The organism is Echinicola jeungdonensis (assembly GCF_030409905.1).
Taxonomy (GTDB): Bacteria; Bacteroidota; Bacteroidia; order Cytophagales; family Cyclobacteriaceae; genus Echinicola; species Echinicola jeungdonensis.
In genome coordinates, this window is the sequence record NZ_JAUFQT010000001.1 from 1,825,000 (window position 1) to 1,848,059 (window position 23,060).

The window sequence follows — 23,060 nt, forward strand, 5'->3', positions numbered from 1 at the left end:
CTAAATCACCTCATTCAAGCCAAAATAAAAAGCTTTTTGGTCTCCAAAGGCTATGTCCAGTCGGATATTCAAGCCCTCATCATTAAGGCGGTAACGGAAGCCAAACCCTCCTCCGTACCGGAACCGGTCAAAGGAATAGTTCCTGAACTGAGGAGCAACCTGCCCGGCACTGCCAAAAAACACCAGCCCCAATTTCCGGTAAACGGGCATGCGGTATTCTGCCTGATAAACCATGGCCTGCCTATCCCTGTACCTCCCCTCAAAATAGCCCCGCATAATATCACTTCCTCCAATTAGGGAAAGGTGCTGAAATGGTGGATTCCCATAAGTAAAACTCCACCAAGACTGCATAGCAATGACATGCCTGTCAAATATCCGAATGTATTTCCGCAGGTCCAGCTGATACTGATTAAAGGTAAAATTGCCGCCCAAAAAAGATTGAAAGCTCATCCAGGAAAACTGATGAAAGGAACCACCGGAAGGCTGGAAGATATTGTCCCGGGTGTCGAAATTGGCAGTAATGCCCAAACCAGATAGTCTTGGATGATTGCTTCCTGGGATATTTCCACTTTCCAAAAGACCCTCTGGGATTTTATAATAAATATTATCTGCCCTGAATTCATACCTTGGACCAAGGTAAAAGCCTTTCAGCAACTCTCTTTGGTATTGAAGATGGAAATAAATGTACCTGCTGGCATAATCCTCCTCATTTTCTTGCCGAAGTTCATTTCCAATTCCATAAAATTTGAAAGGATAATCAGTCAATTCCAATCTTGCATGGAGGTAATCCTTGTTTTCATCTTTCCAAAGCTCCAATTCGGAAGTAAAAATGGCTTGATTTTCCAGGGTATAAAGGAATGTTATAGGGAGTGTGGAGGGCCTCAAGTCACCATCTGATTTTGTGGAGGTTGCCCTGAAAACTTTAATTGTCCTGGCACCAATTCCCCAACTTGTTTCGGGTGAATAGGTCAATGCAGGAATAAATGTCCAAGAATCTGTGCTGGCCCAGTCAACAAGTTCTTCCGCCGTATTGAAAGCCTTATCGATCAACCCTTCATCATTTATCTCTTTATTTTCCTGAGTAAAAATGGGTGAGACAATTAAGGCAAAAATGATTGTCAGCAGCAAAGACATTGGGATCATAAGTAAGTATTTGGAAGGGAAATTTGATAGTTTTGGCAAAATTACACTAAATCATTTATATAGCAGCCAGTGAATGGTTTACTTCCCAGTAAATTATATTTTTGGATACTCATCAGTGGTCTATTGGACAAAGGCCAACTTGAATACTGCCTTCTTTTATACCAAATTCCCCAAAAAACCAATACTTTCATACATCCATCTCAATTCTCACCACTCTCTCCTAAATACTTTTTTTCTTTCACTCTCCAAAGTCCCCACCATGGGGTTCCGGGAGAGTCATGATGTTCATAATGGTAACCAAAAAAATAACAGCTCAAAAATGCCCAGAAATGGTTTTTCGCTAAAGTTCTCGACTGATGCTTATTGTTATGGGACCCTCTATGGGGCAAATAGGTTCCAAAATAAAACAACTGGAAAGTGGCTAGAATTGCAGGAAGAATCCAAAAGGCGACAAGGTTCTCAATAGGAAAAAATATAATCAACAATTGAAAGGCAATAGCCATTAAAATCAGTTGTCCAATGGATATATAGGTTTTGATAAAATTCCAATACCATTTCCAAAATTGGCCAGAGGAATGAAAATCTGGATCATTTCCTGTTGCCACAAACTGGTGGTGTTGATGGTGTTTTGGAAAAATCCTGTTATAAAAGTTGAATGAGAAAAGGAGGGCTGCCAACCAACCAATGGCATGATTGAGCTTAGAATTTTTGGAAACTGATCCATGCATGGCATCATGGGCTGTAATAAATAGTCCTGTGTATAAATGAGTTTGTAATAAAAAGCCCAAATACATTAGTGGGTTAGCAAAATCCATTTCCAAATTCAGTAACAAATAAAGCATTAATCCCCATAGGGAAATGATCCCAAAAGCGAACAGCGTTCCGATAGGGTCCACATTATTTTTTGTTTTTTCATTTTGTGACATGAGAAATGATTGCTTATTGCCAAGGTAAGGAATGAATTAAAGGCGAAGCAAATGTTCTTTTACTTCTTCCATCAACCACATGGGGGTAGAAGTAGCACCGCAAACCCCTACTTTATCGTTTTCTTTGAACCAGCTGGAGTTTACTTGATCCCGACGTGATACAAAATAAGTATTTGGGTTTTTACTTTTGCATACTTCAAAAAGGGCCTTGCCATTACTGGATTTGCTTCCGCTTACAAAAATTACCTTGTCAAATTGTGCTGTAAAATTCCTCAATTCTTTATCCCTGTTGGACACCTGCCTGCAAATGGTATCATGTGCTTGAACCTGGATCCCTTTTTCTCCCAGTATCCTGTTGATCTCGTAAAATTTTTCAGGACTTTTGGTAGTTTGGCTAAAAAGGGTGATTTCTGAGGGCAAGGTATCCAAATCCAACTCCTTGGGGTCCTGGAACACTACTGCCTTTCCGGAGGTTTGTCCCAGCAAACCTTCCACCTCGGCATGGCCATGTTTCCCATAAATATAAATGGTCTCCTTCCGGTCAAAAGCATTTTTTATCCTGTTTTGCAATTTCAGGACTACCGGGCAACTTGCATCCACCAAGGTCAAATCATTTTTGATCGCCAATTCATAAGTGGAAGGAGGCTCTCCGTGCGCCCGTATTAGCACCTTTTCGCTTTTCAGATTTTCCAGGCCTTTATGATCTATGATCTTTAAACCTTTATTTACAAGCCTTTTGACTTCTTCATCGTTGTGCACGATATCACCAAGGCAATAAAGATGTCCTTCCTGATCCAGGATTTCCTCGGCCATTTCAATGGCATAAACCACGCCGAAGCAAAATCCGGAATGGGAATCAATATGTACATCGAGCTGTAACATAATTACTTAACCAATCTGATGGGAAATAGTTTCCAGGTTTTTATTCCTTCATAGAAAGAAATATTCATAAGCATCAAACCCATAGAATAGACAAAATCCTCAATAGGAATGGTAAAGACCCGGATGCCCAGAACTTCTTTTGGATTGTATATTACTACAGGTTCAACGCTAAAAGCCCCTGTAAGTGCACCATTTACCAATAAAAAGGGAATCAGATGAATCAGGTAAAAAACAAAGAAAAGGCCCAAATGCTTTTTCTTAAACATTAAATAATGCCCCATCAAAATTATTGCGCAGGTAAGAAAATTGACCCTTGTGTATAACTTGTCCCAATTGAAAACTGCTATTACAATAAGGAGCAAAGCCAAAGTCCAAGTGATTTCTTTAACCCAATTCCTGAATGGATCCCTTGGCCAATAATACCGCATCACTTCATAGATAAATAAGGTCGAAAAGGGAATCACCACAAAAAACAAACATTCTTCCAAAGGCAAATTCCCCCATTGTTTACCTATAAGGTACTGCTCATTAAATGACCATACTTCCAAATAGGTAAACCATTGATCCCATCCAATAAAGAAAAACGTAGTGATGAAAATGGCAGGGAAAAGTGCAAACCATTTTTTATAATATTGGATTTTGGACTCAAATGACCAGGCTAATGGAAACATGAGCGTCAATAGGATAAGCAGTAAATAATAGTATTGGTCCATTTTTACTTTATTCAAATCCCAATTTACTTTCAAAATAAATACTGACCAGCAGGGAAAGTTTCCTGAGATTGGGCACCCTGATCCGTCTTTGGGTAATGGTCCGGGAATCCAGGTTTTTTATTTTCCGGAACAGCTGACGGTAATATAAGTATGCTATTTTAACACCTGTCTTGGCACCTGCCGGCAATTGCTTGATTCCCTCCCAGGCGGCATCAAAATCCTTTTCAATGCTTGCTTCTATTTTCTTTTTTGCGCTATTGTTAAATGTTGGATAATCCACTCCGGGAAAATATACCCTTCCCCTTTCTTCAAAATCACTTTTTATATCCCTAAGGAAATTTACCTTTTGGAAAGCCGAACCCAGTTTACAGGCAGGGGCTTTAAGATGTTCATATTGTTCCGAATCTCCCTCACAAAAAACTTTGAGGCACATCAAACCGACCACCTCGGCAGACCCATAAATATATTCCTCATAGCGTACATCTGAATATGTGGTGAAATCCAAATCCATTGCCATGCTATTCAAAAATGCATCAATCAATTCATCTTCAATTTGATAACGATGAACTACCATTTGAAAAGCATGCAACACCGGATTCAAGCTGATTTTATTTTCAATTGCCTTATAAGTTTCTTCCTTAAAATGCTCCAAAAGCTCTTTTTTGTTTTTGTGGTGAAAAGTATCCACTATTTCATCAGCAAAACGGACGAAACCGTAAATCCCATAAATTCCAGGGTGGAATTTTGGATCCATGATCTTAATCCCCAAACTAAAGGAAGTGCTATAACTTTGGGTAATAAGTTTGCTGCAGGCCAAGCTAGTATCATTGAATAATTTTATGGCGTCCATAGTTTTTGTCTTTTACGATGGGAGAATGATTTTTGATAACTTCATTTGCTGCCACCTGACCGGAAATCAGAGAGGGGGGTACTCCAGGGCCGGGAACGGTAAGTTGTCCGGTATAATAGAAATTGCTAAGCTTTTTGTTTTTAAGCTTGGGTTTGAGTAATGCGGTTTGGCCCAAGGTATTGGCCAGGCCATATGCATTGCCTTTGTAAGCATTATAATCAGTAATAAAATCCCGGTGGGCATAACTCTTTTTATAAATCACATGGTCCTGAATGCTCTGGCCTGTTAATTTCTCCAACCGGGCCATTACTTTTTGATAATATTTTTCCCTTTGCTCTTCCTTATCCTCAAGCCCAGGTGCCAATGGAATTAGAACAAATAAATTTTCCATTCCTTCTGGAGCAACAGTAGGGTCGGTCTTACTGGGACAGCAAACATAAAACAAGGGGTCTTTGGGCCATTTGGCCTGGGAATAAATAGCATGGGCATGGGGTTCAAGTGGTTTATCAAAAAATAAATTATGATGATGCAAATTTTTCAATTTCTTGTTTACCCCCAAGTAAAAGATCAAAGATGAAGGAGCAAGGGTCTTTTTTTCCCAGTAACTTTCAGGATAATTTCTGTAAGCTTTAGGGAGCAAAGATGCATCCACATGATGATAATCTGCACCAGCAATGATTACATCAGCTGGGAAATAACGTCCATCCTTCAGCTGAACACCTTTTGCTTGACCGTTATCTATGTCAATGTGGGAAACTTTGGCATTGCAAATCAGCTTTACACCCTTTTCTTTGGCCAGCTGAACCATTCCTTCTATGATGCGGTGCATTCCGCCCATGGGATACCAAGTTCCGAGAGCCAGGTCCGCATAGTTCATCAAACTATAAAGTGCTGGAATTCTTTCGGCAGTTTGCCCCAGGAAAAGTACAGGAAATTCCATCATGCGGATTATTTTTTCATGTTGGAAATATTTCCGGACATGGTGGCTCATGGAATGGAATAGATCCAGTTTGATCATTTCAGTCAGGATGCCAGGTTTTGCAAATTCCCAAATGGAATTGCCGGGCTTGTAAACCCAGTCTTGAATGCCTACTCGGTATTTGTGAGCAGCCTGGTCTAAAAATTTCCGAAGATTTACGGCACTTCCCTTTTCCAGGGATTCAAACAGGTTTTCCAGTTGACCCATACTTGCCGGCACCTCCATAAAATCATTTTCCCCATAGATAACCTGATAGGAGGGATCCAGTCGAATTAGTTTGTAATAATCCGATACATTCTTGCCAAACTGGGCAAAATAAGACTCGAAAACATCAGGCATCCAATACCAACTGGGTCCCATGTCAAAAACGAATCCCTCTTCGCTAAATTTCCTTGCCCTACCCCCAGGTTGGTCTAATTGTTCCACCAACTTGACCTCAAAGCCTTGTTGTGCCAATTTTGTGGCAGCAGACAAACCTGCAAATCCAGAACCAATCACTATGACTTTTTTACCTTGGCCCACAGCGTTAATCATATTTGTAAATGCTCAAATTTTCTTTTAGCTTTTTCCTTGCCACGTGGATGCGGTTTTTTACCGTCCCAATTGGAATATCCAGGTGCTGGGCAATCTCCTCGTATTTGTACCCTTTAAAATGCATCATAAATGGAGTCCTAAAAGAGGGGTCCAAATGTCCAATGGAATGTTGGATGTCTTCAAGAGCAAAATCACCATATGCTTGATTTTCTACCTTCGTTTTTCCAGAATTCAAATAATGTTGGTTGTCAGTCGTGTCTACAAAAGTTGCCCTTCGAAGCATTTTTTGATAATTGGTAATAAAAGTGTTTTTCATAATGGTAAATAACCAGGCTTTCAGATTAGTCCCATCCGAAAACTTATCCCGGTTCGTAAATGCTTTCAATACGGTGTCCTGAATAAGGTCATTGGCATCGTCCCTGTCCTTAGTCAATCTTAAAGCAAAGGGCTTCAAAGATCTTGTAAGTCTATCTAATGAATAACTAAACTCTAAAGTTGTCATGGCTCTTGATATTTTGTTTAAGTAAAAATATAAACTATTAAACAAAATAAAAATAAAATGTTTAAAAAAAATGTAATAATGTTAAACAAAAAATCAGGTAAAGAAGCCAAAGACTTTTTAAAGGCATAATTTTTATGGAATCCAGGTTGAATAATTAGAGAATAATACCTCTTATTTTCAATCGGGAAAAGATCTTCATGCGAAGGTCAGGGGCAATGTCATCAGGTTGGTGAGGTCATACATTTCTCGCTAAGACGAAAAAAAAGCAAAGTTTTTTCATGAACCATCTGGACCTCTTGCACCTCCGCAAAAAAAAATTACTTTCAATAGCTAAATAGCATCGAGATTAAGGTGATGGAGCCAAAATTCACACTGCCTTGCTTCTTTAATTGAGTTGGTGCTCATTGCTATATGCAGGTAAAAAATGTCTTTGCTCTTGATTCCAATAATCGGTTGGGAAAAAGTGATTGGAGGATATAACCCAAGATTTAATACCTCCACCAAATCCTAAAAAACATTACTTTTCCCCGACAATATGATTTGACGATTCCAGAAAGGCATAGATCTCATTCATTTCCTTCATCAACTGGACATTTGGAGGTAATTTGATTTTTTGCCGGAGCACTTGGAATCCGGAAAGGATGATTTCACTTTTTTTAAATTTATTTCCCAGGTCAAAAATGTATTCCTTTAATGCTTTTGGTTCTATTGAAGAAGTAATTACGGTGATCAAGAAATCTGGATGGTGATATTGATAGACAGCTTCCAAGTCTTTACTTGGCGTACTTTGGCCAAGATAAATCACCTTATGCCCTCTTTTTTTGATCAGATAAGCAGCATATAATAGGGATATTTCATGTAATTCACCCTCTGGCAAAAACAGCATAAATTTTCTCCCACCCCCATGGTAAACAAACTCGTCAATTGCGACGATGAGTTTTTGCCGGATCAGATTACTCATGAAGTGCTCTTGGGCAGGGTTGATGGCTCCAATTTGCCATAAGATCCCAATTTTCACCATAAAAGGATATACCACTTTGGTCATGGTATCCTCAAACCCAAGCTTGTCAATATTAGCCGTTAAAACCCTGTCAAATCCCTCTTCATCAATTTCTATCATACTAACCGTCAAGGCATAAATTTGATCCTCATGGGCTAGAACGTTGGAGGTGATTTCAACTACTTGATTTTTTCGTTCCTCTGGACTCATTTGGGCGATTTTGGAAATCTTTACCCCATGATGGTTTAAAAGGGCGACATTTAGGATCAACTTTAAATCCTCATCATCATAATACCTGATGTTGGTATTGGTTCGTTTGGGATGCATCAAATCATAGCGTTGCTCCCAAATCCTTAGGGTATGGGCTTTGATACCTGACAAATGCTCCAAATCTTTTATCGAATAAGTACTCATGATTTGTCAGTTTTAAAATATTTGAAAGGAACCAAAAATAATCCAAAAGCCACCGCACCATTTTTCTTATTATGGGAATGATGTGCTTGATGAGCTTTGTAGATTCCACGAAGAATGGAATTTTTTGGCATTTTCATCCCTTTTACTCTCTTATGGATCAACAGATCATGTAAAACAAAATAGCTGAACCCATAAATAGAAATCCCAATTCCTATCCAAAAGCGGAAGTCAAAATTGCCATGGCCCAACCACATCAATAAAATGGAAACTCCCCCAAACACCAGAGAAAATACGTCATTTGACTCTAGAAATGAACGGGAGGGCTTGTGATGAGTCTTATGGATTTTCCAAAGTATCCCATGCATCAGGTATTTATGAATAGCCCAGCCGGCCAATTCCATCAATAAAAAACCCAAAAGCGTAAATATTATATTGATGACCATGATAGGAATAACTCGATGCCGTCAGAAATGTTTATAGTCTATGGCAGAAACCAACTAGAATTAGGAAATTGGAGTGATAGGAATATTTCAAAATCCCAGATTCCTTTCCTTACCAACTGCAACAAGTGTATATTTGTTGTTCAACTATTCATACAAAAATAATAAACAAAATCATTATTATATGATCCTTTACAACGTAACTGTCAATATAGATCAGGAAATAGAAAAAGAATGGATCGAATGGATGAAGGAAGTCCATATTCCAGAAGTGATGGCTACTGGAATGTTCCATGAAAACAAATTTTTCCGTTTGTTACATGAAGCGGAAGGAGGTGGAGTCAATTATTCTGTCCAGTATTTTACCGACAGCATTGAAAAGATTCAGGAGTATCAGGAAAATTATGCCAAGGTCATTCAGGAAAAATTTAAAAATAAGTACAAGGACCGCTACGTCATTTTCCGTTCTTTGTTGGAAACGGTATAAATGCACTTCTATCTTGGATTCCAAAGGTCCAATGCCATTAAATTAGTGAGGTCATTGATTTCTTCCATTGTCGTGAATCACATTTGTCATCCCGGCGCAAAGAGGGATCTCATCCATGAACATTTTCATTAGAGATTCCCTCGCCGGGGCGAGATGACAACCCTTCGAAGTATACGTCTTTTAGCTCTTTTATTACTTTCCCTTAATAAAATTGCCCAATGTTCTGGAGTAAATTTCTATTTTAACAGGTTTTTGATCACTTCTGCATCCAGATGGCAATTATACCAGCCCTCCTCCATGGAAGTTTGATACTTACGGTAAAAATCAATAGCAGGTTGGTTCCAGTTTAGCACTTGCCACATCATACCGGTACAATCATCCTCCAATGCTTTTTTCATCACCCTTTGAAAAAGCAATTTTCCTCCTCCTTTTCCTCTTTCATTTTCGGTTACTATATAGTCTTCAAGCCAAAGTCTTTTCCCCTTCCAGGTACTATAGCGGTAATAATATATAGCAGTACCAACAATGCTTTTGGTTTCTTTTTTTACCAAAACAAAAAAACCAAAAACTGGATTAGGCCCAAACCCATCCTTTTCCATCATCTCAATTGAGTTGGTGACCTCTTCAGGAGATTTTTCATATAAGGCCAATTCTTTGATCAGATCAAAAACCTGAGGCAGGTCTTCCTTTATTCCTTCTCTTACGATATACATGCCATGAAATTATAAAAAAAAGAAAAAAGTAAAGTGTGATTTTTCTTTTTGAGGGCAGACCTGTTAGCTTTAGTCTATTAGTAATCAACTCTTATACTTCTTATTTTAGTGATTTTAAAACCCTGGTTATTTTATGTTTTTATCTATCGATGTCGGTAATTCCAATATGGTTTTCGGATTTTATGACCCTGAGCAGGATCGATGGACGCATCAATTAAGGCTTCCTACAAGAGGGGATATGGTATTGACCTGGTTGGAAAAGAATATCAGACTTTATATGCTGGAAAATGACTTGAAAGCTTCCCAGGTAAAAGCTGTGGGTATCAGTTGTGTGGTTCCGGTAATTACAAAACCATTGATAAAATTTGTTGAAGCATTCTTTGATAAACCGGTTCATTTAGTCCATGTAAAGAGCCAGAGCCAAATAAGGGTCAATACTAAAAATCCGACCGAAATCGGAACAGATTTATTGGCCAATGCCGAAGCTGCATTTCAAATATATCAAGGACCTTGTATAATAGTGGATTTTGGAACAGCATTAACATTTTCGGTGATCAATAAAAAAGGAGAGTTGTTGGGAGTTAATATTGTTCCCGGGCTTGAAACGGCAATCAAATCTCTCTTTATGCATACGGCAAAACTACCGGAAGTGAAACTTGAATTGCCCTCCTCTGCTATTGGGAAGGATACTGTCCATGCGATTCAGGCGGGAATTCTGTATGGCTTTGCGGGATTGGTCAGGGGAATGCTTTCCAGTATCCGGGCAGAAATTCCATTGGAATTTAAAGTGATTGCCACAGGAGGCCTGTCAGCCATTTTGACTCAGTTGAAAGAGGAATTTGATGTTATTGACAAGGAATTAACGCTGAATGGGATTAAGTTGATAGCAGAAAAAAATTTTAAAAACAACAAAGCATAAAAAAAGCGGGGCTTAGGAAGCCTCGCTTTTTATGTTAAGTTCTATATCTTCTCCTGTTTCGTCCAGGAATTTATACTCCGTCACCGGTAGTGAAGAATCTTTGATCAGTTTTACCCATTTGAAATATTTAAAAAACCATTTCACCCTTTTTGAAATAATGCCATTTGTAAAGTAGGCATGAAGGTAAGGGTGTAAACCAATTTTTATATGGGATACGTTTTGGTGAACAGCCATATAATCAAGGTCTTTTTCCAGCTTATCCGCTACCAATATGGAGGCTTGGATTTTTCCGGTTCCGTTACAAGCGGGGCAAGTTTCCTTGGTAATAATATTGACCTCAGGTCTTACCCGTTGTCTGGTGATTTGCATCAAACCGAATTTCGTCAGGGGAAGCACCGTGTTTTTGGACCGGTCTTCTTTCATTTCTGATTTCATCGCTTCGTAAACAGCCTTTTTATTTTCGGCTTTTTTCATATCAATGAAATCTATTACGATAATACCTCCCATATCCCGTAGGCGAAGCTGTCTTGCAATTTCTTTGACAGCCACCAGGTTAGTTTTCAAGGCGGTGGTTTCCTGGTCACTTTCCTGATTGGACTTGTTGCCACTGTTGACGTCAATGACGTGAAGGGCTTCGGTATGTTCTATTATCAGGTACCCACCATGCGGCAGGCTTACCGATTGTCCAAATAGACTCTTGATTTGCTTTTCAATTCCAAAACTTTCAAAGAGCTTAGCTTTTCCGTTGTAAAGCTTAACAATTTTTTCCTTTTCAGGGGCAATGGATCTTATATAAGACCTTATCTGATCGAAAATTACTTCATCCTCTACCGTGATTGCATCGAATGATTCGTTGAGCAGGTCTCTGACGATAGAGCTGGCCATACTCATTTCTCCAATGACTTTGTCTTTGCTTTTGGCCTTCATCAGTTTTTTCATTCCATCTTCCCAGCTGTTAAGCAGGTTCCTCAAGTCTTTGTCCAACTCAGTGACGGACTGACTTTCGGCGACGGTTCGAATGATCACGCCAAAATTGGCGGGTTTGATCGAAGTGATGAGTCGTGCCAATCTCCTTCTTTCTTCAGCGCTCCTGATTTTTTTGGAGACGTTGACATTATTGGAAAAGGGCACCAGCACCAAATAGCGACCGGCAAGGGAGAGCTCACAGGATAGTCGTGGGCCTTTCGTTGAGATCGGCTCCTTTACAACCTGAACTAAAATTTGATTGTTTCTAGAAAGGACTTGAGAAATCTTCCCCAGCTTTTCTATTTCAGGTTCCAGTTCAAAACCCTTTAAAGTAACATTGGCCGAATGATTGTTTCGGATCTGTTTGGTGTGTTTTATTAAACTTTTCACCTTTGGACCCAAATCCTGATAATGAAGGAATGCATCTTTTTCGTATCCCACATCAATAAAAGCTGCATTCAGCCCATTGACGATTTTACGGACCGTTCCCAGATACATGTCCCCCACTTTAAACTGATTGCCTTCCTCGTCAGAGTGAAGTTCAACCAGGCCTTTGTTTTTTAAAAGGGCTATTCGACTTCCGTTTTGAGCAGAATCAATTACTAATTCCGTACTCAAATCGTGTCTCCTTTTTTATGTTAATGAACGTGTTCGTTTTAGAGTAAAAAACCCAAAAAGGAAGAAGTGTATTACTTCTTCTTATGTCTGTTTTTTCTCAGTCTTTTTTTACGCTTGTGCGTAGAGATCTTATGTCTTTTTCTTTTTTTACCGCAAGGCATAGTCTTCTAAATTTAAGTTTAACAATATTTTATAATTGTCCCAGGTAGTTGTCCACACTTGAAATGATCATGGGATCATCGGTAATGCTTTTCACCTTCTGAAACTGTTCTTTTGCTTTGTTTTTTTGTTTGGATTCAAAATAACTTACTCCCAAATAGAACTGACCCTGAATATGGTCAGGATGATATTTCACCAAGTCCTCAAATCGGCCTACCGCCTTTTTGTACTGGCCTGATTGCATGGATAAAATTCCCATGTTGAATAAGGCCTCTCTATTTTGAGGATCTTTTTCCAATATCTCCCTGATCATCATGATCCCCTGCATAGGATTGGATGATGACACATAGGTCATGGCCACCTTCGTTTTGAGATCCAAGCGGGAGGGATCATTTTCCAATACCTTATTCAGGTATTTTCGGGTCTGATTAGCAAGGTAAGTTGCTTTCTCATCCTCCATGGCAAAGCCAAAAGCCTCATAATAGGCATTCCCGGCTTTTTCCCATGACTTGATTTCCGGAAATTTCTCAGCCCTCTGTGCTAAAACGTAAGCAGCACTGTCATACATGCCGGAACTCACATAGAAAGAAGCAATTGAATCTGCAAAGATAGCAAATTTTTCTTTATTTTCTACTTTCTCAAGTTTTGCACTTAATTGGGCCAACTTTTCCCTGTCAGAAAGGGACAATTCTGCACTATGAATTTCCTCTGCTGAAGCAGAAGCCGCAGTATCGACCTGCTCAAAGTTTTCATTCTCTTCCGTGTTGTCCACTACTACCCTTGGCAAGGAGTAGAGGATACCCACTGCAATAATGACCACTATAAGCAGGATGACTTGCGACTTTTTCATAAGTGGGGATTGCTGTCAGGATTAATCCTGAAGCGCTACTTCTTTAACTCTTTGACTGTTTTTGATTTTGTCGATGAACACTTTGGATGGCTTGAAAGCGGGAACATAATGCTCATCAATCACAATGGCAGTGTTCTTAGAGATATTTCTGGCGATTTTCTTTGCACGTTTCTTGTTGATGAAACTGCCAAATCCTCTGACATAAATATTCTCTCCCTCTGACATAGAATCTTTTACCACTTTGAAGAATGCCTCAATAGTCTGAGTTACATCATCCTTCTGAATTCCTGTCTTGTCCGAAATCTTAGTAATTACCTCTGCTTTTGTCACTGTATGTAAATTTTAAATTGATTGAATTAGCTTAACAATCTATTAACCAACTAATTTTGGGACTGCAAATTTAAATGAAGGTTTTCAATATAAAAACAAATTCATGAAAATTAGCTTCATTTGTTGAACGAAATGTTGATCCATAAAATTTCAAAAGATTTGAATTTCAGCTATTTTGCAAATAAGCTTCTCCAATGGTACCCCCAAAACAAAAGAAATCTACCCTGGAGGGATACCCAAAATCCATATATCATTTGGTTGTCAGAAATTATTCTTCAACAGACCCGCGTGGCTCAGGGCTTGCCTTATTTTGAGAAATTTCTCAAGGAATACCCTTCGGTACAGGACCTGGCCCAGGCGCCCATGGATGAGGTAATGAGATTATGGCAAGGCTTGGGATATTATAGCCGAGCTCGTAATTTACACCAGTGTGCAAAAGAGGTAACGGAAAATTTTGAAGGCTATTTTCCGGACAATTACAAAGATCTTCTTCAGCTAAAAGGGGTTGGCAGTTATACCGCTGCAGCTATTGCTTCCTTTGCCTTTAAAGAACGTGTAGCCGTTTTAGACGGCAACGTTTTCCGGGTTTTGAGCCGGTATTTTGGGTTAGGGACAGACATCAGCAGCACCCAAGGCAAAAAAGAGTTTGAAAAACTAGCCAACCAAATTATCCCAGAGAATGAGCCAGACCAATATAACCAGGCAATAATGGAATTTGGGGCATTGCAGTGCAGTCCAAAGAATCCTGATTGTAGCATATGTCCTCTCCAAAAAGGTTGTTTTGCTCATAAACATCATCTAATTGACCAACTTCCCTATAAGGCCAAAAAAATTAAAGTCACTACCCGGGCTTTTCTATATCATCATATCACTTGCGGAGAACATGTTATTGCCCGCAAAAGAGGGCCAAAAGATATTTGGCAAGGTTTATTTGATTTCCCGTTGACAGAATTTTCTAACCCGGGGGAAATTAATCCGGAGGCATCTCAGCTGGGCCATGAACTTCAGTCCTTTAATCCGACAATTCGATTTGATAGTGAAAAGACTTACAAACATATACTGACCCATCAAAAAATTTTTTCAAACTTTGCATCCTTTCAAATTCCTGAAGAGCATTTTAATGCCCTGGAACAATGGGCTAGAAAAAATGGTTATTTCCCTTGCACCAGGAAACAATTGGAGGATTTGGGTAAACCAAAACTGATTGTGCGTTATTTGAACGATAAAAAATAATCCTTAATTTTATTGAGTAAGCTTTTTACTCTAAAACCAAAATAAACAAACTATGGCCGGTGTAAACAAGGTGATTTTAGTGGGCAATCTGGGCAAGGACCCGGAAGTAAGGCATTTGGAGAGCGGCAGTGTTGTAGCCAATCTTACCCTTGCCACTACCGAAGCATATAAAGACAGAAATGGCAACCGAGTAGAAAATACAGAGTGGCATGACCTGGAGCTTTGGGACGGGCAAGCCAAAGTTGCCGAGCAATATCTAAGGAAAGGAAGCCAAATATTTGTGGAAGGTAAAATCAAAACAGATACTTGGCAGGATGAACAGGGCAATAACAGAAAGAGAACCAAGATCCGGGTGTTGAGTTTCACCATGTTAGGATCCAAGGGAGGCGCCGAAAATAATTCGAATTCAAGTGGCTCCAATACCATGAGCCAGCCCAATACAGGTCAACAACAACCTGCTTCCATGCCATCCGGAAGTAATATGGAAGAGGAAGATGATCTGCCATTCTAATAATCAATAGTAAGATTATTGTGGATAAATCATTAATTTTGCAAAAAAATAGTATTACTGCTTGATGGACGATCCATACCCGAGTATCATGATTCTGGCTGAAATCAACCAGGTTTCAGCCAGTTATATCATTGTTAACAGTCTTATTTTCTTAGCACTTCTTTGTTCCTCAGCTTTGGTTTCAGGTTCTGAGGTTGCATTTTTTTCTTTGTCCCATGAAGACCTGAATACCCTAAACTCCGAATCAGACGAAAAGTCAGAATTGGTCATCAAGTTGATTGAGGCTCCTCAAAGATTGCTCAGCACCATATTGATCCTAAATAACCTGATCAATATTGGGATTGTCACATTGACGACTTTTGTGACCTGGAGTTTGTTTGGGCTCACCACCACCGGTATTGTGGTAATATTGGTCCAAACCATTGGGGTGACATTTGCCATCGTATTTTTTGGGGAAATCGTCCCAAAAGTATATGCCAATAATGCAAGGGTGACCTTTTCCAAGTTAATGGCTAAAACCCTAAACCTTTTTTCCATACTTCTTAGCCCGCTTTCTGCATTTCTTATGGCCATCAGTAATATCATTGAAAGGAGAATTGAACGTAAAGGTTATACACTATCTGTCAACGAACTCCATCAAGCTTTGGAGATAACTGCTGACAATACCACAGAAGGGGAAAAAGACATTTTTAAGGGTATTGTAAATTTTGGCACCCTATCTGTAAAACAGGTTATGAGGTCCAGGATGGATATTACCGCGGTAGATGAAGAGATGGATTTCCACGAGTTGATGGACAAAATTAATAAGAGCGGCTATTCCAGAATCCCCGTTTATACTGAGACTATCGATAATATTAAAGGCATTCTTTATATCAAGGATTTGCTATACCACATTGAAAAAGAAGAGGATTTCCAATGGCAGAACCTTACCAGGAAAGGTTTTTTTGTGCCAGAAAACAAAAAAGTGGATTCCCTGTTGAAAGATTTTCAAAACAAACGTGTCCATATGGCCATAGTGGTGGATGAATATGGAGGAACTTCAGGCCTGGTCACTTTGGAGGATCTCATTGAGGAAATTATTGGGGAAATCAACGATGAATTTGATGAGGGTGATGATCAATATTTCCAGCAAATAGATGAAAGCACATTTATTTTTGAAGGAAAAGTGTCCCTAAATGATTTCTGCAAAAAGCTTGATTTGGATCCTCAATGTTTTGATGAGGTAAAAGGAGATAGTGAATCCCTTGGAGGATTATTATTGGAAATAAATGCTAAACTTCCCAAGAGCGGATCCAAAATCCAGTTTGAAAGGTTCCATTTTACCATCCTTGCGGTGGATGCAAGAAAGATAAAGAAAGTCAAAGTGCATATCCAGTCTCCGGAAACGGATGATATTGTAGCCAATGAAGATTGACAAATAATTGGAGATTATCCCTTTTGCAAAAAATCGCAGCGCATGGGGAGGGGCTTGGTTTTTTATACCTGGTCAAATATTGGACTTATTAAAAAAAAAATAGGAATACCGAATTTGCCCTTTTTTGAAGGAAAAATTCTAAACAGAAAGAGTGAAATCCATTTTTTTTGAAAAAAATTTAATTTTCAATAAATTTTGTTGAAATTGGCTTTTTAGCTAAAAATTCCCCTTCATTTACACAATATTCAAGCAAACCAGTTGATTTTTAAATCAGTTCTAAGTATTATTGCGTAAAATTAAAAATCATCGGCTCCTTTTACGGCTTGATTTACATTTTAATAATCGCAAATAATCTTTGCTAATTTGGTTATTAATGCATTTTTTTTGTTCTTTTGTTGCCGAGATTTTAAAAAAAGAAAATTTCTTTGTAATTTATTCAATCGAATTTACAAACCTATTTAAATAATACTAACTATGAATGAAGGATTATACCATTCACAGTTTGAACATGACTCCTGCGGGATTGGGGCTGTGGTCAATGTGAAAGGCAACAAAAGCCATGAGACGATAAGCGATGCGCTTTTTATGCTGAGCAATATGGAGCATAGAGGGGGACGAGGCAGTGATCCTAAAACCGGAGATGGTGCAGGTATTTTGATTCAAATACCCCATGATTTTTTGAAGGAGGTAACCCAGCGCGCGGGTTTTGATCTTCCCGAAGAGGGAAGCTATGGCGTAGGCATGACTTTTTTCCCTAGAAACAAGCAATTACATAAAAAATCAAAAAACCAGCTAAACAAGATTCTTGAGGAGCTGGATTTTGAGCTAATTGGCTACAGAGAAGTGCCAGTTGATGAAACCGTACCCGGTTCAGGTGCTTTGGAAGTAATGCCAAATATTGAACAACTATTTGTAAAACATAAGGATGGACTGACAGGCCAAGCGCTTGAGCGTAAATTATTCATCCTTAGGAATTACGCGACCAAGGTTATCAATTCAACCATCCCCGGGGTCAACAGATCTTTCTATTTTGCCAGCTTCAGCGGCAAAACTTTGATCTACAAAGGCCAGTTGAAAACAGACCAGGTTTTGGCGTTCTATAAGGATCTTCAAAACAATAAAATTACTTCAGCCCTGGCGCTTGTTCACTCCAGGTTCTCTACCAACACTTTCCCTAACTGGAGATTGGCCCAGCCATTCCGTTATATTTCCCATAACGGGGAAATCAATACCATCCGTGGTAACCTCAACAAGATGAGGTCCAAGGAGGCCTTGATGAAATCGGAATTGTTCACCGATGATGAATTGGACAAAATGATGCCGATTACCAATTCTACTTACTCCGACTCCGCTAACCTGGATTCCATGGTGGAATTGTTGACATTGGCTGGAAGGCCACTTCCTCATGTAATGATGATGTTGGTGCCTGAGGCTTGGCAGGACAATAAGCTGATGGACAAAAACCGTAAGGCATTTTACAAGTTCCACTCTACTTTGGTAGAGCCTTGGGACGGACCTGCGGCCCTATTGTTTACAGATGGAAAATCACTTGGTGCTACCCTGGACCGTAACGGTTTGAGACCACTTCGTTATTTCACCACTTCTGATGACCGTTTGATTTTATCTTCTGAGGCAGGTGCTCTCCCAATCCGTGAGGCCACTGTGACCCAAAAAGGTAGAATTAGCCCTGGAAAAATGATCCTGGCTGACTTGGAAAAAGGCAAGGTCATGTTTGATGAAGAAGTTAAGGCTTCTGTTTGTGACAACAAACCTTATGATTCTTGGGTGAGAAAAGAAAGGATCAAGTTAAGATTGGTGCCCAATCCAAAATCACTATCCCAGCCTTACAACACCCAGGATATCAAATTGAGACAAACCATTTTTGGTTATACCACTGAAGATATCAAAACTATCCTGGCACCTATGGGAGACACTGCTTACGAACCACTTGGTTCAATGGGAGCGGATACTCCTCCAGCAGTCCTTTCAAAGCAAAGCCAGCATATTTCCAATTACTTTAAGCAACTCTTTGCCCAGGTAAGTAACCCGCCAATTGACCCTATTCGTGAGCGGATGGTGATGTCATTGTTTACCAAAATCGGTAAAGGATACAATATCCTGGAAGAAAGTCCTAAGCATACCCGTCAGATTCATATTTCACAGCCGGTATTGCTCAATGAAGATTTGGAAAAAATTAAGGGACTTGAAAGCAAAGGATACAGGGCCAAAACCCTATATGCCCACTTCAAGGCAGACCACAAGTCTGGCAGAATGTTGGAGGCCCTTAATGAGCTTTGCCAAAATGCTGTAGATGCCATCAATGAGGGTTACAATGTGCTGATTATCTCCGATAGAGATACTTATCAGGGTGTTGCCCCAATTCCTTCACTATTGGCAGTAGGTGCTGTTCACCACCATTTGGTGAATGAAAAGCTAAGAACTAAAGCAGGCCTTATTGCTGAGGCGGGTGATGTAAGAGAAACACATCACTTTGCAACCTTGGTTGGTTATGGTGCTAGCGCCATTAACCCTTACTTAGCACTTGAATCTTTGGTTCACCTTAATGAAATTGGAGCCTTATCCAAGAAATTTGAGGAACAAGAGTTATTTGAAAATTATCAGACCGCAATTGGTAAAGGCTTGTTAAAAGTCCTTTCCAAAATGGGAATCAGTACCCTGCAGTCTTACCAAAGTGCGCAGATTTTTGAAGCCGTTGGTCTTGGACCTGAGGTGATCGAAAGATGCTTCAAAGGTACCATCAGTAGAATCAGCGGGGTTTCCTTTGACGAATTGGCCGAGGAGGTATTGACTCGTCACAATGCTGCTTACCAGACCGATGGGCCATTGTTGGAGACCGGTGGTGTTTACCAGTGGAAACGTAGAGGTGAAAAACACCTTTTCAATCCAGATACTATCCACCTGCTTCAAAAGTCAACCAAAAACAACGACTATAAAATTTACAAGCAGTTTGCTGAGAAGATCAATGACCAGACCAAAGATGCACTGACTATCAGAGGTCTCTTTGAATTTAAGAAGCGTATTTCTATTCCTATTGATGAAGTAGAACCTGCTGAAAATATTATGAAGCGATTTGCCACAGGTGCGATGTCCTTTGGGTCCATTTCCCACGAGGCTCACACTACCTTGGCAATTGCAATGAACAGAATCGGCGCCAAATCCAACAGTGGTGAAGGCGGGGAGGATGAAGTTCGATTTGAAAGAAAAGAAAATGGTGACTGGGAAAGATCTGCTATCAAGCAGGTGGCTTCCGGTAGATTTGGGGTGACCAGTAATTACCTGACCAATGCCGAAGAAATCCAGATCAAAATGGCCCAAGGAGCTAAACCTGGAGAAGGTGGACAGCTTCCTGGCCACAAGGTTGATGATTGGATCGGTAAGGTAAGGCACTCTACTCCAGGTGTGGGATTGATTTCTCCACCACCTCACCACGATATATATTCAATTGAGGATTTGGCCCAATTGATCTACGACCTTAAGAATGCCAACAGGGATGCCAGGATAAATGTGAAATTGGTTTCTCAAGCTGGTGTAGGTACTGTAGCAGCAGGTGTTGCCAAGGCCCAATCTGATGTGATTTTGATTTCCGGTGCTGATGGCGGTACAGGTGCCTCTCCATTGAGCTCCATCCGTCACGCAGGTCTTCCATGGGAGCTTGGTCTGGCAGAAGCCCATCAAACCCTTGTGAAGAACAACCTGAGAAGCAGAGTAACCCTTCAAACTGATGGTCAGGTAAGAACAGGTAAAGATTTGGCCATAGCAGCTCTTTTGGGAGCTGAAGAATGGGGTATTTCCACTGCAGCCTTGGTAGTAGAAGGTTGTATCATGATGAGAAAATGCCACCTGAACACTTGCCCCGTGGGAATTGCAACCCAAAATCCGGAATTGAGAAAACTCTTTACCGGAGAACCTGAGCACGTAGTGAACTACTTCCGCTTCTTGGCAGAAGACCTTCGTGAGATCATGGCTTCCCTTGGTTTCAGAACCGTAAATGAAATGGTAGGACAAAGCAATGTGTTGAAGTCCACCGGTCACCTGAATCACTGGAAGTGGGATAAATTGGACTTAAGCCCAATTTTCCACATGGTAGAAGTACCTGAACACGTTGGTATCTACAAACAAATCGATCAGGATTTCAAATTGAAGAAAGTGTTGGATAGAAAGCTGATCAAATCAGCCATGCCAGCCCTTGAGCAGGCCAACCCTGTGAAAGACAAATTTGAAATCAAAAATACAGACCGCTCGGTTGGAGCCATGCTATCCAATGAAATCTCCAAAATCTATGGTAGTCCAGGACTTCCTGATGACACCATACACTATAAATTCATTGGCTCTGCAGGACAAAGTTTCGGATTATTCTCCACAAAAGGGGTAACCTTTGAACTGGAAGGTGAAGCCAATGATTACTTTGGAAAAGGACTATCTGGCGGACAGTTGGTAATCTACCCAAGCAGAAACGCCAATTTTGTCGCAGAAGAAAATATCATCATTGGTAACGTAGCATTCTACGGCGCCACTTCTGGACATGCCTTTATCAATGGTAAAGGCGGGGAAAGGTTCTGCGTAAGAAATTCTGGTGTAAAAGCTGTAGTAGAGGGTATCGGAGACCATGGTTGTGAATACATGACCGGTGGCCAAGTGATTATCCTGGGAGAAATTGGTAGAAACTTCGCTGCGGGTATGAGTGGCGGTATCGCTTATATCTTCAAGGAAAATGTGAAACACATCAACCAGGAAATGGTAGATTTGGATCCGTTGGACGAGGATGATTTTGCCATTGTGAAGAATGACATCCAACTTCACCTAAAATACACCAATAGTAATCTCGCCAAGTCATTCTTGGACAATTGGGAAACTGAAAAGGAAAAATTCATCAAAGTTATTCCTAGAGATTTCAAAGAAGTTTTAAGAAAAAGAGCGTTAGAAAAATCAAAAACATTAGTGTAATAAGATGGGAGAGAAAGAAGGATTCATAAAATATAAAAGAGAGTTAGAAAGTAGCCGTAATCCTAAAGACAGGATCAACGACTACAAAGAAATCCACCATCCGATTGCGCCTGAAACCTTAAATAATCAGGCAGCACGATGTATGGATTGTGGCATCCCATTTTGTCATCAGGGATGTCCTCTTGGAAATGTTATTCCTGAATTTAACGATGCGGTTTATCGTGAAGAATGGGAAGAAGCATTCAATATCTTAAGAGGTACTAACAACTTCCCTGAATTTACAGGCAGAATTTGCCCTGCTCCTTGCGAGGCAAGCTGCGTCCTGGGTATCAACAAAGACGCAGTTGCCATTGAATTGATCGAAAAGAATATAGCTGAAAAAGCATATGAACTAGGCATCGCCAAAACTAAAATTCCTGAAACCAGAACCGGCAAGAAAGTAGCCGTTATTGGTGCAGGGCCTGCTGGCTTGGCTGCAGCTGATCAACTTAACCAAGCTGGTCATGATGTGACCCTTTTCGAAAAAGATAAAAAAGTAGGTGGACTTCTAAGATACGGTATCCCGGATTTCAAACTTGAAAAACATGTGATCGACCGTAGAGTAGAGTTCATGGAAAAAGAAGGAGTTACTTTGGCCACAGGAACTGAAATCGGTGTAGATATTACGGCAGAAAAAATCATGCTGGATTTTGATGCAGTTGTACTTTCTACAGGTGCTCAGGAACCACGTGATTTGAAGATCAATAACAGGGATGCAAAAGGAGTTCATTTTGCCATGGAGTTTTTGGGAGAGCAAAACCGTGTCGTAAGTGGGGAAAGAAAGGGTGAAAATCCGATAAGCGCCAAAGGAAAGCATGTTATCGTAATCGGTGGTGGTGATACGGGTAGTGACTGTATTGGGACCTCCAACCGTCACGGAGCGGCCTCCATTACCCAATTGGAACTTTTGCCTAAACCACCCAAGCAGCGTACCAACCTTAATCCTTGGCCAGAATGGCCAATGACCATCAGAACTTCCAGTTCTCATGAAGAAGGTGCGGATAGGGTTTGGTCCGTGCTTACCAAAGAATTTACTAAAGATGAAAAAGGCAATGTAAACGGACTTACTTTGGTGGACATCGAATGGAAAGAGGAAAACGGAAGAATGCAGTTCTTTGAAATTGAAGGAACTGAAAGAACCGTTCCTTGTGACCTTGCTTTGCTAGCTATCGGTTATACCGGACCTAAACAAAACGGTCTATTGGAAGCATTCGGGGTAGAAGCTTATGATAACACCCTTCCTAAATCCAAGGAATACCAAAGCACCCAAAAAGGTGTATTCCTTGCAGGTGATATGAGAAGAGGGCAGTCATTGGTTGTTTGGGCCATCTCCGAAGGTCGTGAGTGTGCTGTAAAAGTGGATGAATACCTTAATGGAAAATCCTCCAGTCTTGCAAAAAGAGATCAGTCTTTCTACCGCAATGTAGAAGACGCCCAATTTTATCAATAATTCATAGAAGTATATTTGATAAG

General features: G+C 40.1%; 20 protein-coding genes. 7 read left to right on the plus strand and 13 right to left on the minus strand.

The annotated features are described in order from the left end of the window. The 9 genes from QWY93_RS07825 to QWY93_RS07865 all read right to left on the minus strand — a co-directional run bounded on the left by QWY93_RS07825 (position 1) and on the right by QWY93_RS07865 (position 8,386). Positions 1-1,143 carry a BamA/TamA family outer membrane protein gene (locus tag QWY93_RS07825; RefSeq protein WP_290247625.1) on the minus strand — a complete coding sequence of 381 codons (1,143 nt, stop codon included), beginning with the start codon at positions 1,141-1,143 and terminating at the stop codon, positions 1-3. Positions 1,144-1,343: 200 nt separating this feature from the next. Further along, entirely contained in the window at positions 1,344-2,069 is a 726-nt protein-coding gene (locus tag QWY93_RS07830; protein WP_290247626.1) for a fatty acid desaturase, read from the minus strand. A gap of 36 nt (positions 2,070-2,105) precedes the next feature. Further along, complete coding sequence (locus tag QWY93_RS07835) at positions 2,106-2,951, minus strand: 4-hydroxy-3-methylbut-2-enyl diphosphate reductase (protein WP_290247628.1); 846 nt, start codon at positions 2,949-2,951, stop codon at positions 2,106-2,108. Between the two features lie 2 nt (positions 2,952-2,953). Next, positions 2,954-3,679 (minus strand): lycopene cyclase domain-containing protein, encoded by a 726-nt coding sequence (locus QWY93_RS07840; protein ID WP_353959626.1) that lies wholly within the window; start codon positions 3,677-3,679, stop codon positions 2,954-2,956. Then, positions 3,672-4,514: a phytoene/squalene synthase family protein gene (locus QWY93_RS07845; protein WP_290247629.1), complete on the minus strand. Its 843-nt coding sequence runs from the start codon at positions 4,512-4,514 to the stop codon at positions 3,672-3,674. Before QWY93_RS07845 ends, QWY93_RS07840 begins: the two co-directional genes overlap by 8 nt. Continuing rightward, entirely contained in the window at positions 4,489-6,027 is a 1,539-nt protein-coding gene (gene crtID / locus QWY93_RS07850) for a bifunctional phytoene desaturase/3,4-desaturase (protein ID WP_290247630.1), read from the minus strand. Before crtID ends, QWY93_RS07845 begins: the two co-directional genes overlap by 26 nt. Continuing rightward, positions 6,020-6,529: an RNA polymerase sigma factor gene (locus tag QWY93_RS07855; RefSeq protein ID WP_290247631.1), complete on the minus strand. Its 510-nt coding sequence runs from the start codon at positions 6,527-6,529 to the stop codon at positions 6,020-6,022. The genes crtID and QWY93_RS07855 overlap by 8 nt, the downstream gene beginning before the upstream one ends. Positions 6,530-7,046: 517 nt before the next feature. Then, complete coding sequence (locus QWY93_RS07860) at positions 7,047-7,943, minus strand: MerR family transcriptional regulator (protein WP_290247632.1); 897 nt, start codon at positions 7,941-7,943, stop codon at positions 7,047-7,049. Further along, the gene (locus QWY93_RS07865; protein WP_290247633.1) at positions 7,940-8,386 is read right to left on the minus strand and encodes a sterol desaturase family protein; all 447 of its coding nucleotides are present in this window, start codon (positions 8,384-8,386) and stop codon (positions 7,940-7,942) included. Before QWY93_RS07865 ends, QWY93_RS07860 begins: the two co-directional genes overlap by 4 nt. Positions 8,387-8,567: 181 nt before the next feature. On the opposite strand from QWY93_RS07865, the gene QWY93_RS07870 reads away from it, so the two are divergent. After that, positions 8,568-8,870, plus strand: coding sequence for a DUF4286 family protein (locus QWY93_RS07870; RefSeq protein ID WP_290247634.1), 303 nt, complete (start codon positions 8,568-8,570; stop codon positions 8,868-8,870). Between the two features lie 236 nt (positions 8,871-9,106). On the opposite strand, the gene QWY93_RS07875 is transcribed toward QWY93_RS07870, so the two are convergent. Beyond that, positions 9,107-9,583, minus strand: coding sequence for a GNAT family N-acetyltransferase (locus QWY93_RS07875; protein WP_290247635.1), 477 nt, complete (start codon positions 9,581-9,583; stop codon positions 9,107-9,109). A gap of 133 nt (positions 9,584-9,716) precedes the next feature. On the opposite strand from QWY93_RS07875, the gene QWY93_RS07880 reads away from it, so the two are divergent. Further along, positions 9,717-10,502: a type III pantothenate kinase gene (locus tag QWY93_RS07880; RefSeq protein ID WP_290247636.1), complete on the plus strand. Its 786-nt coding sequence runs from the start codon at positions 9,717-9,719 to the stop codon at positions 10,500-10,502. 12 nt (positions 10,503-10,514) lie between these two features. On the opposite strand, the gene QWY93_RS07885 is transcribed toward QWY93_RS07880, so the two are convergent. The 3 genes from QWY93_RS07885 to QWY93_RS07895 all read right to left on the minus strand — a co-directional run bounded on the left by QWY93_RS07885 (position 10,515) and on the right by QWY93_RS07895 (position 13,425). Continuing rightward, positions 10,515-12,086, minus strand: coding sequence for an Rne/Rng family ribonuclease (locus QWY93_RS07885; RefSeq protein ID WP_290247637.1), 1,572 nt, complete (start codon positions 12,084-12,086; stop codon positions 10,515-10,517). Between the two features lie 190 nt (positions 12,087-12,276). Continuing rightward, positions 12,277-13,095: a tetratricopeptide repeat protein gene (locus tag QWY93_RS07890; RefSeq protein ID WP_290247638.1), complete on the minus strand. Its 819-nt coding sequence runs from the start codon at positions 13,093-13,095 to the stop codon at positions 12,277-12,279. Between the two features lie 21 nt (positions 13,096-13,116). Further along, positions 13,117-13,425: an HU family DNA-binding protein gene (locus QWY93_RS07895; RefSeq protein ID WP_290247639.1), complete on the minus strand. Its 309-nt coding sequence runs from the start codon at positions 13,423-13,425 to the stop codon at positions 13,117-13,119. Positions 13,426-13,584: 159 nt separating this feature from the next. On the opposite strand from QWY93_RS07895, the gene mutY reads away from it, so the two are divergent. From mutY to QWY93_RS07920, 5 genes are all read left to right on the plus strand, one after another. Then, positions 13,585-14,658 (plus strand): A/G-specific adenine glycosylase, encoded by a 1,074-nt coding sequence (gene mutY / locus QWY93_RS07900; RefSeq protein WP_290247641.1) that lies wholly within the window; start codon positions 13,585-13,587, stop codon positions 14,656-14,658. 52 nt (positions 14,659-14,710) lie between these two features. Beyond that, a complete protein-coding gene (locus QWY93_RS07905; RefSeq protein ID WP_290247642.1) occupies positions 14,711-15,169 on the plus strand; it encodes a single-stranded DNA-binding protein in 459 nt (152 codons plus the stop codon). A gap of 64 nt (positions 15,170-15,233) precedes the next feature. Beyond that, the gene (gldE, locus tag QWY93_RS07910) at positions 15,234-16,583 is read left to right on the plus strand and encodes a gliding motility-associated protein GldE (RefSeq protein WP_290247643.1); all 1,350 of its coding nucleotides are present in this window, start codon (positions 15,234-15,236) and stop codon (positions 16,581-16,583) included. A 474-nt stretch (positions 16,584-17,057) separates the two neighbouring features. Continuing rightward, positions 17,058-21,548, plus strand: coding sequence for a glutamate synthase large subunit (gene gltB, locus QWY93_RS07915; protein WP_290247645.1), 4,491 nt, complete (start codon positions 17,058-17,060; stop codon positions 21,546-21,548). Between the two features lie 4 nt (positions 21,549-21,552). After that, positions 21,553-23,037: a glutamate synthase subunit beta gene (locus tag QWY93_RS07920; protein WP_290247646.1), complete on the plus strand. Its 1,485-nt coding sequence runs from the start codon at positions 21,553-21,555 to the stop codon at positions 23,035-23,037. The last annotated feature ends 23 nt before the right edge of the window (positions 23,038-23,060 follow it).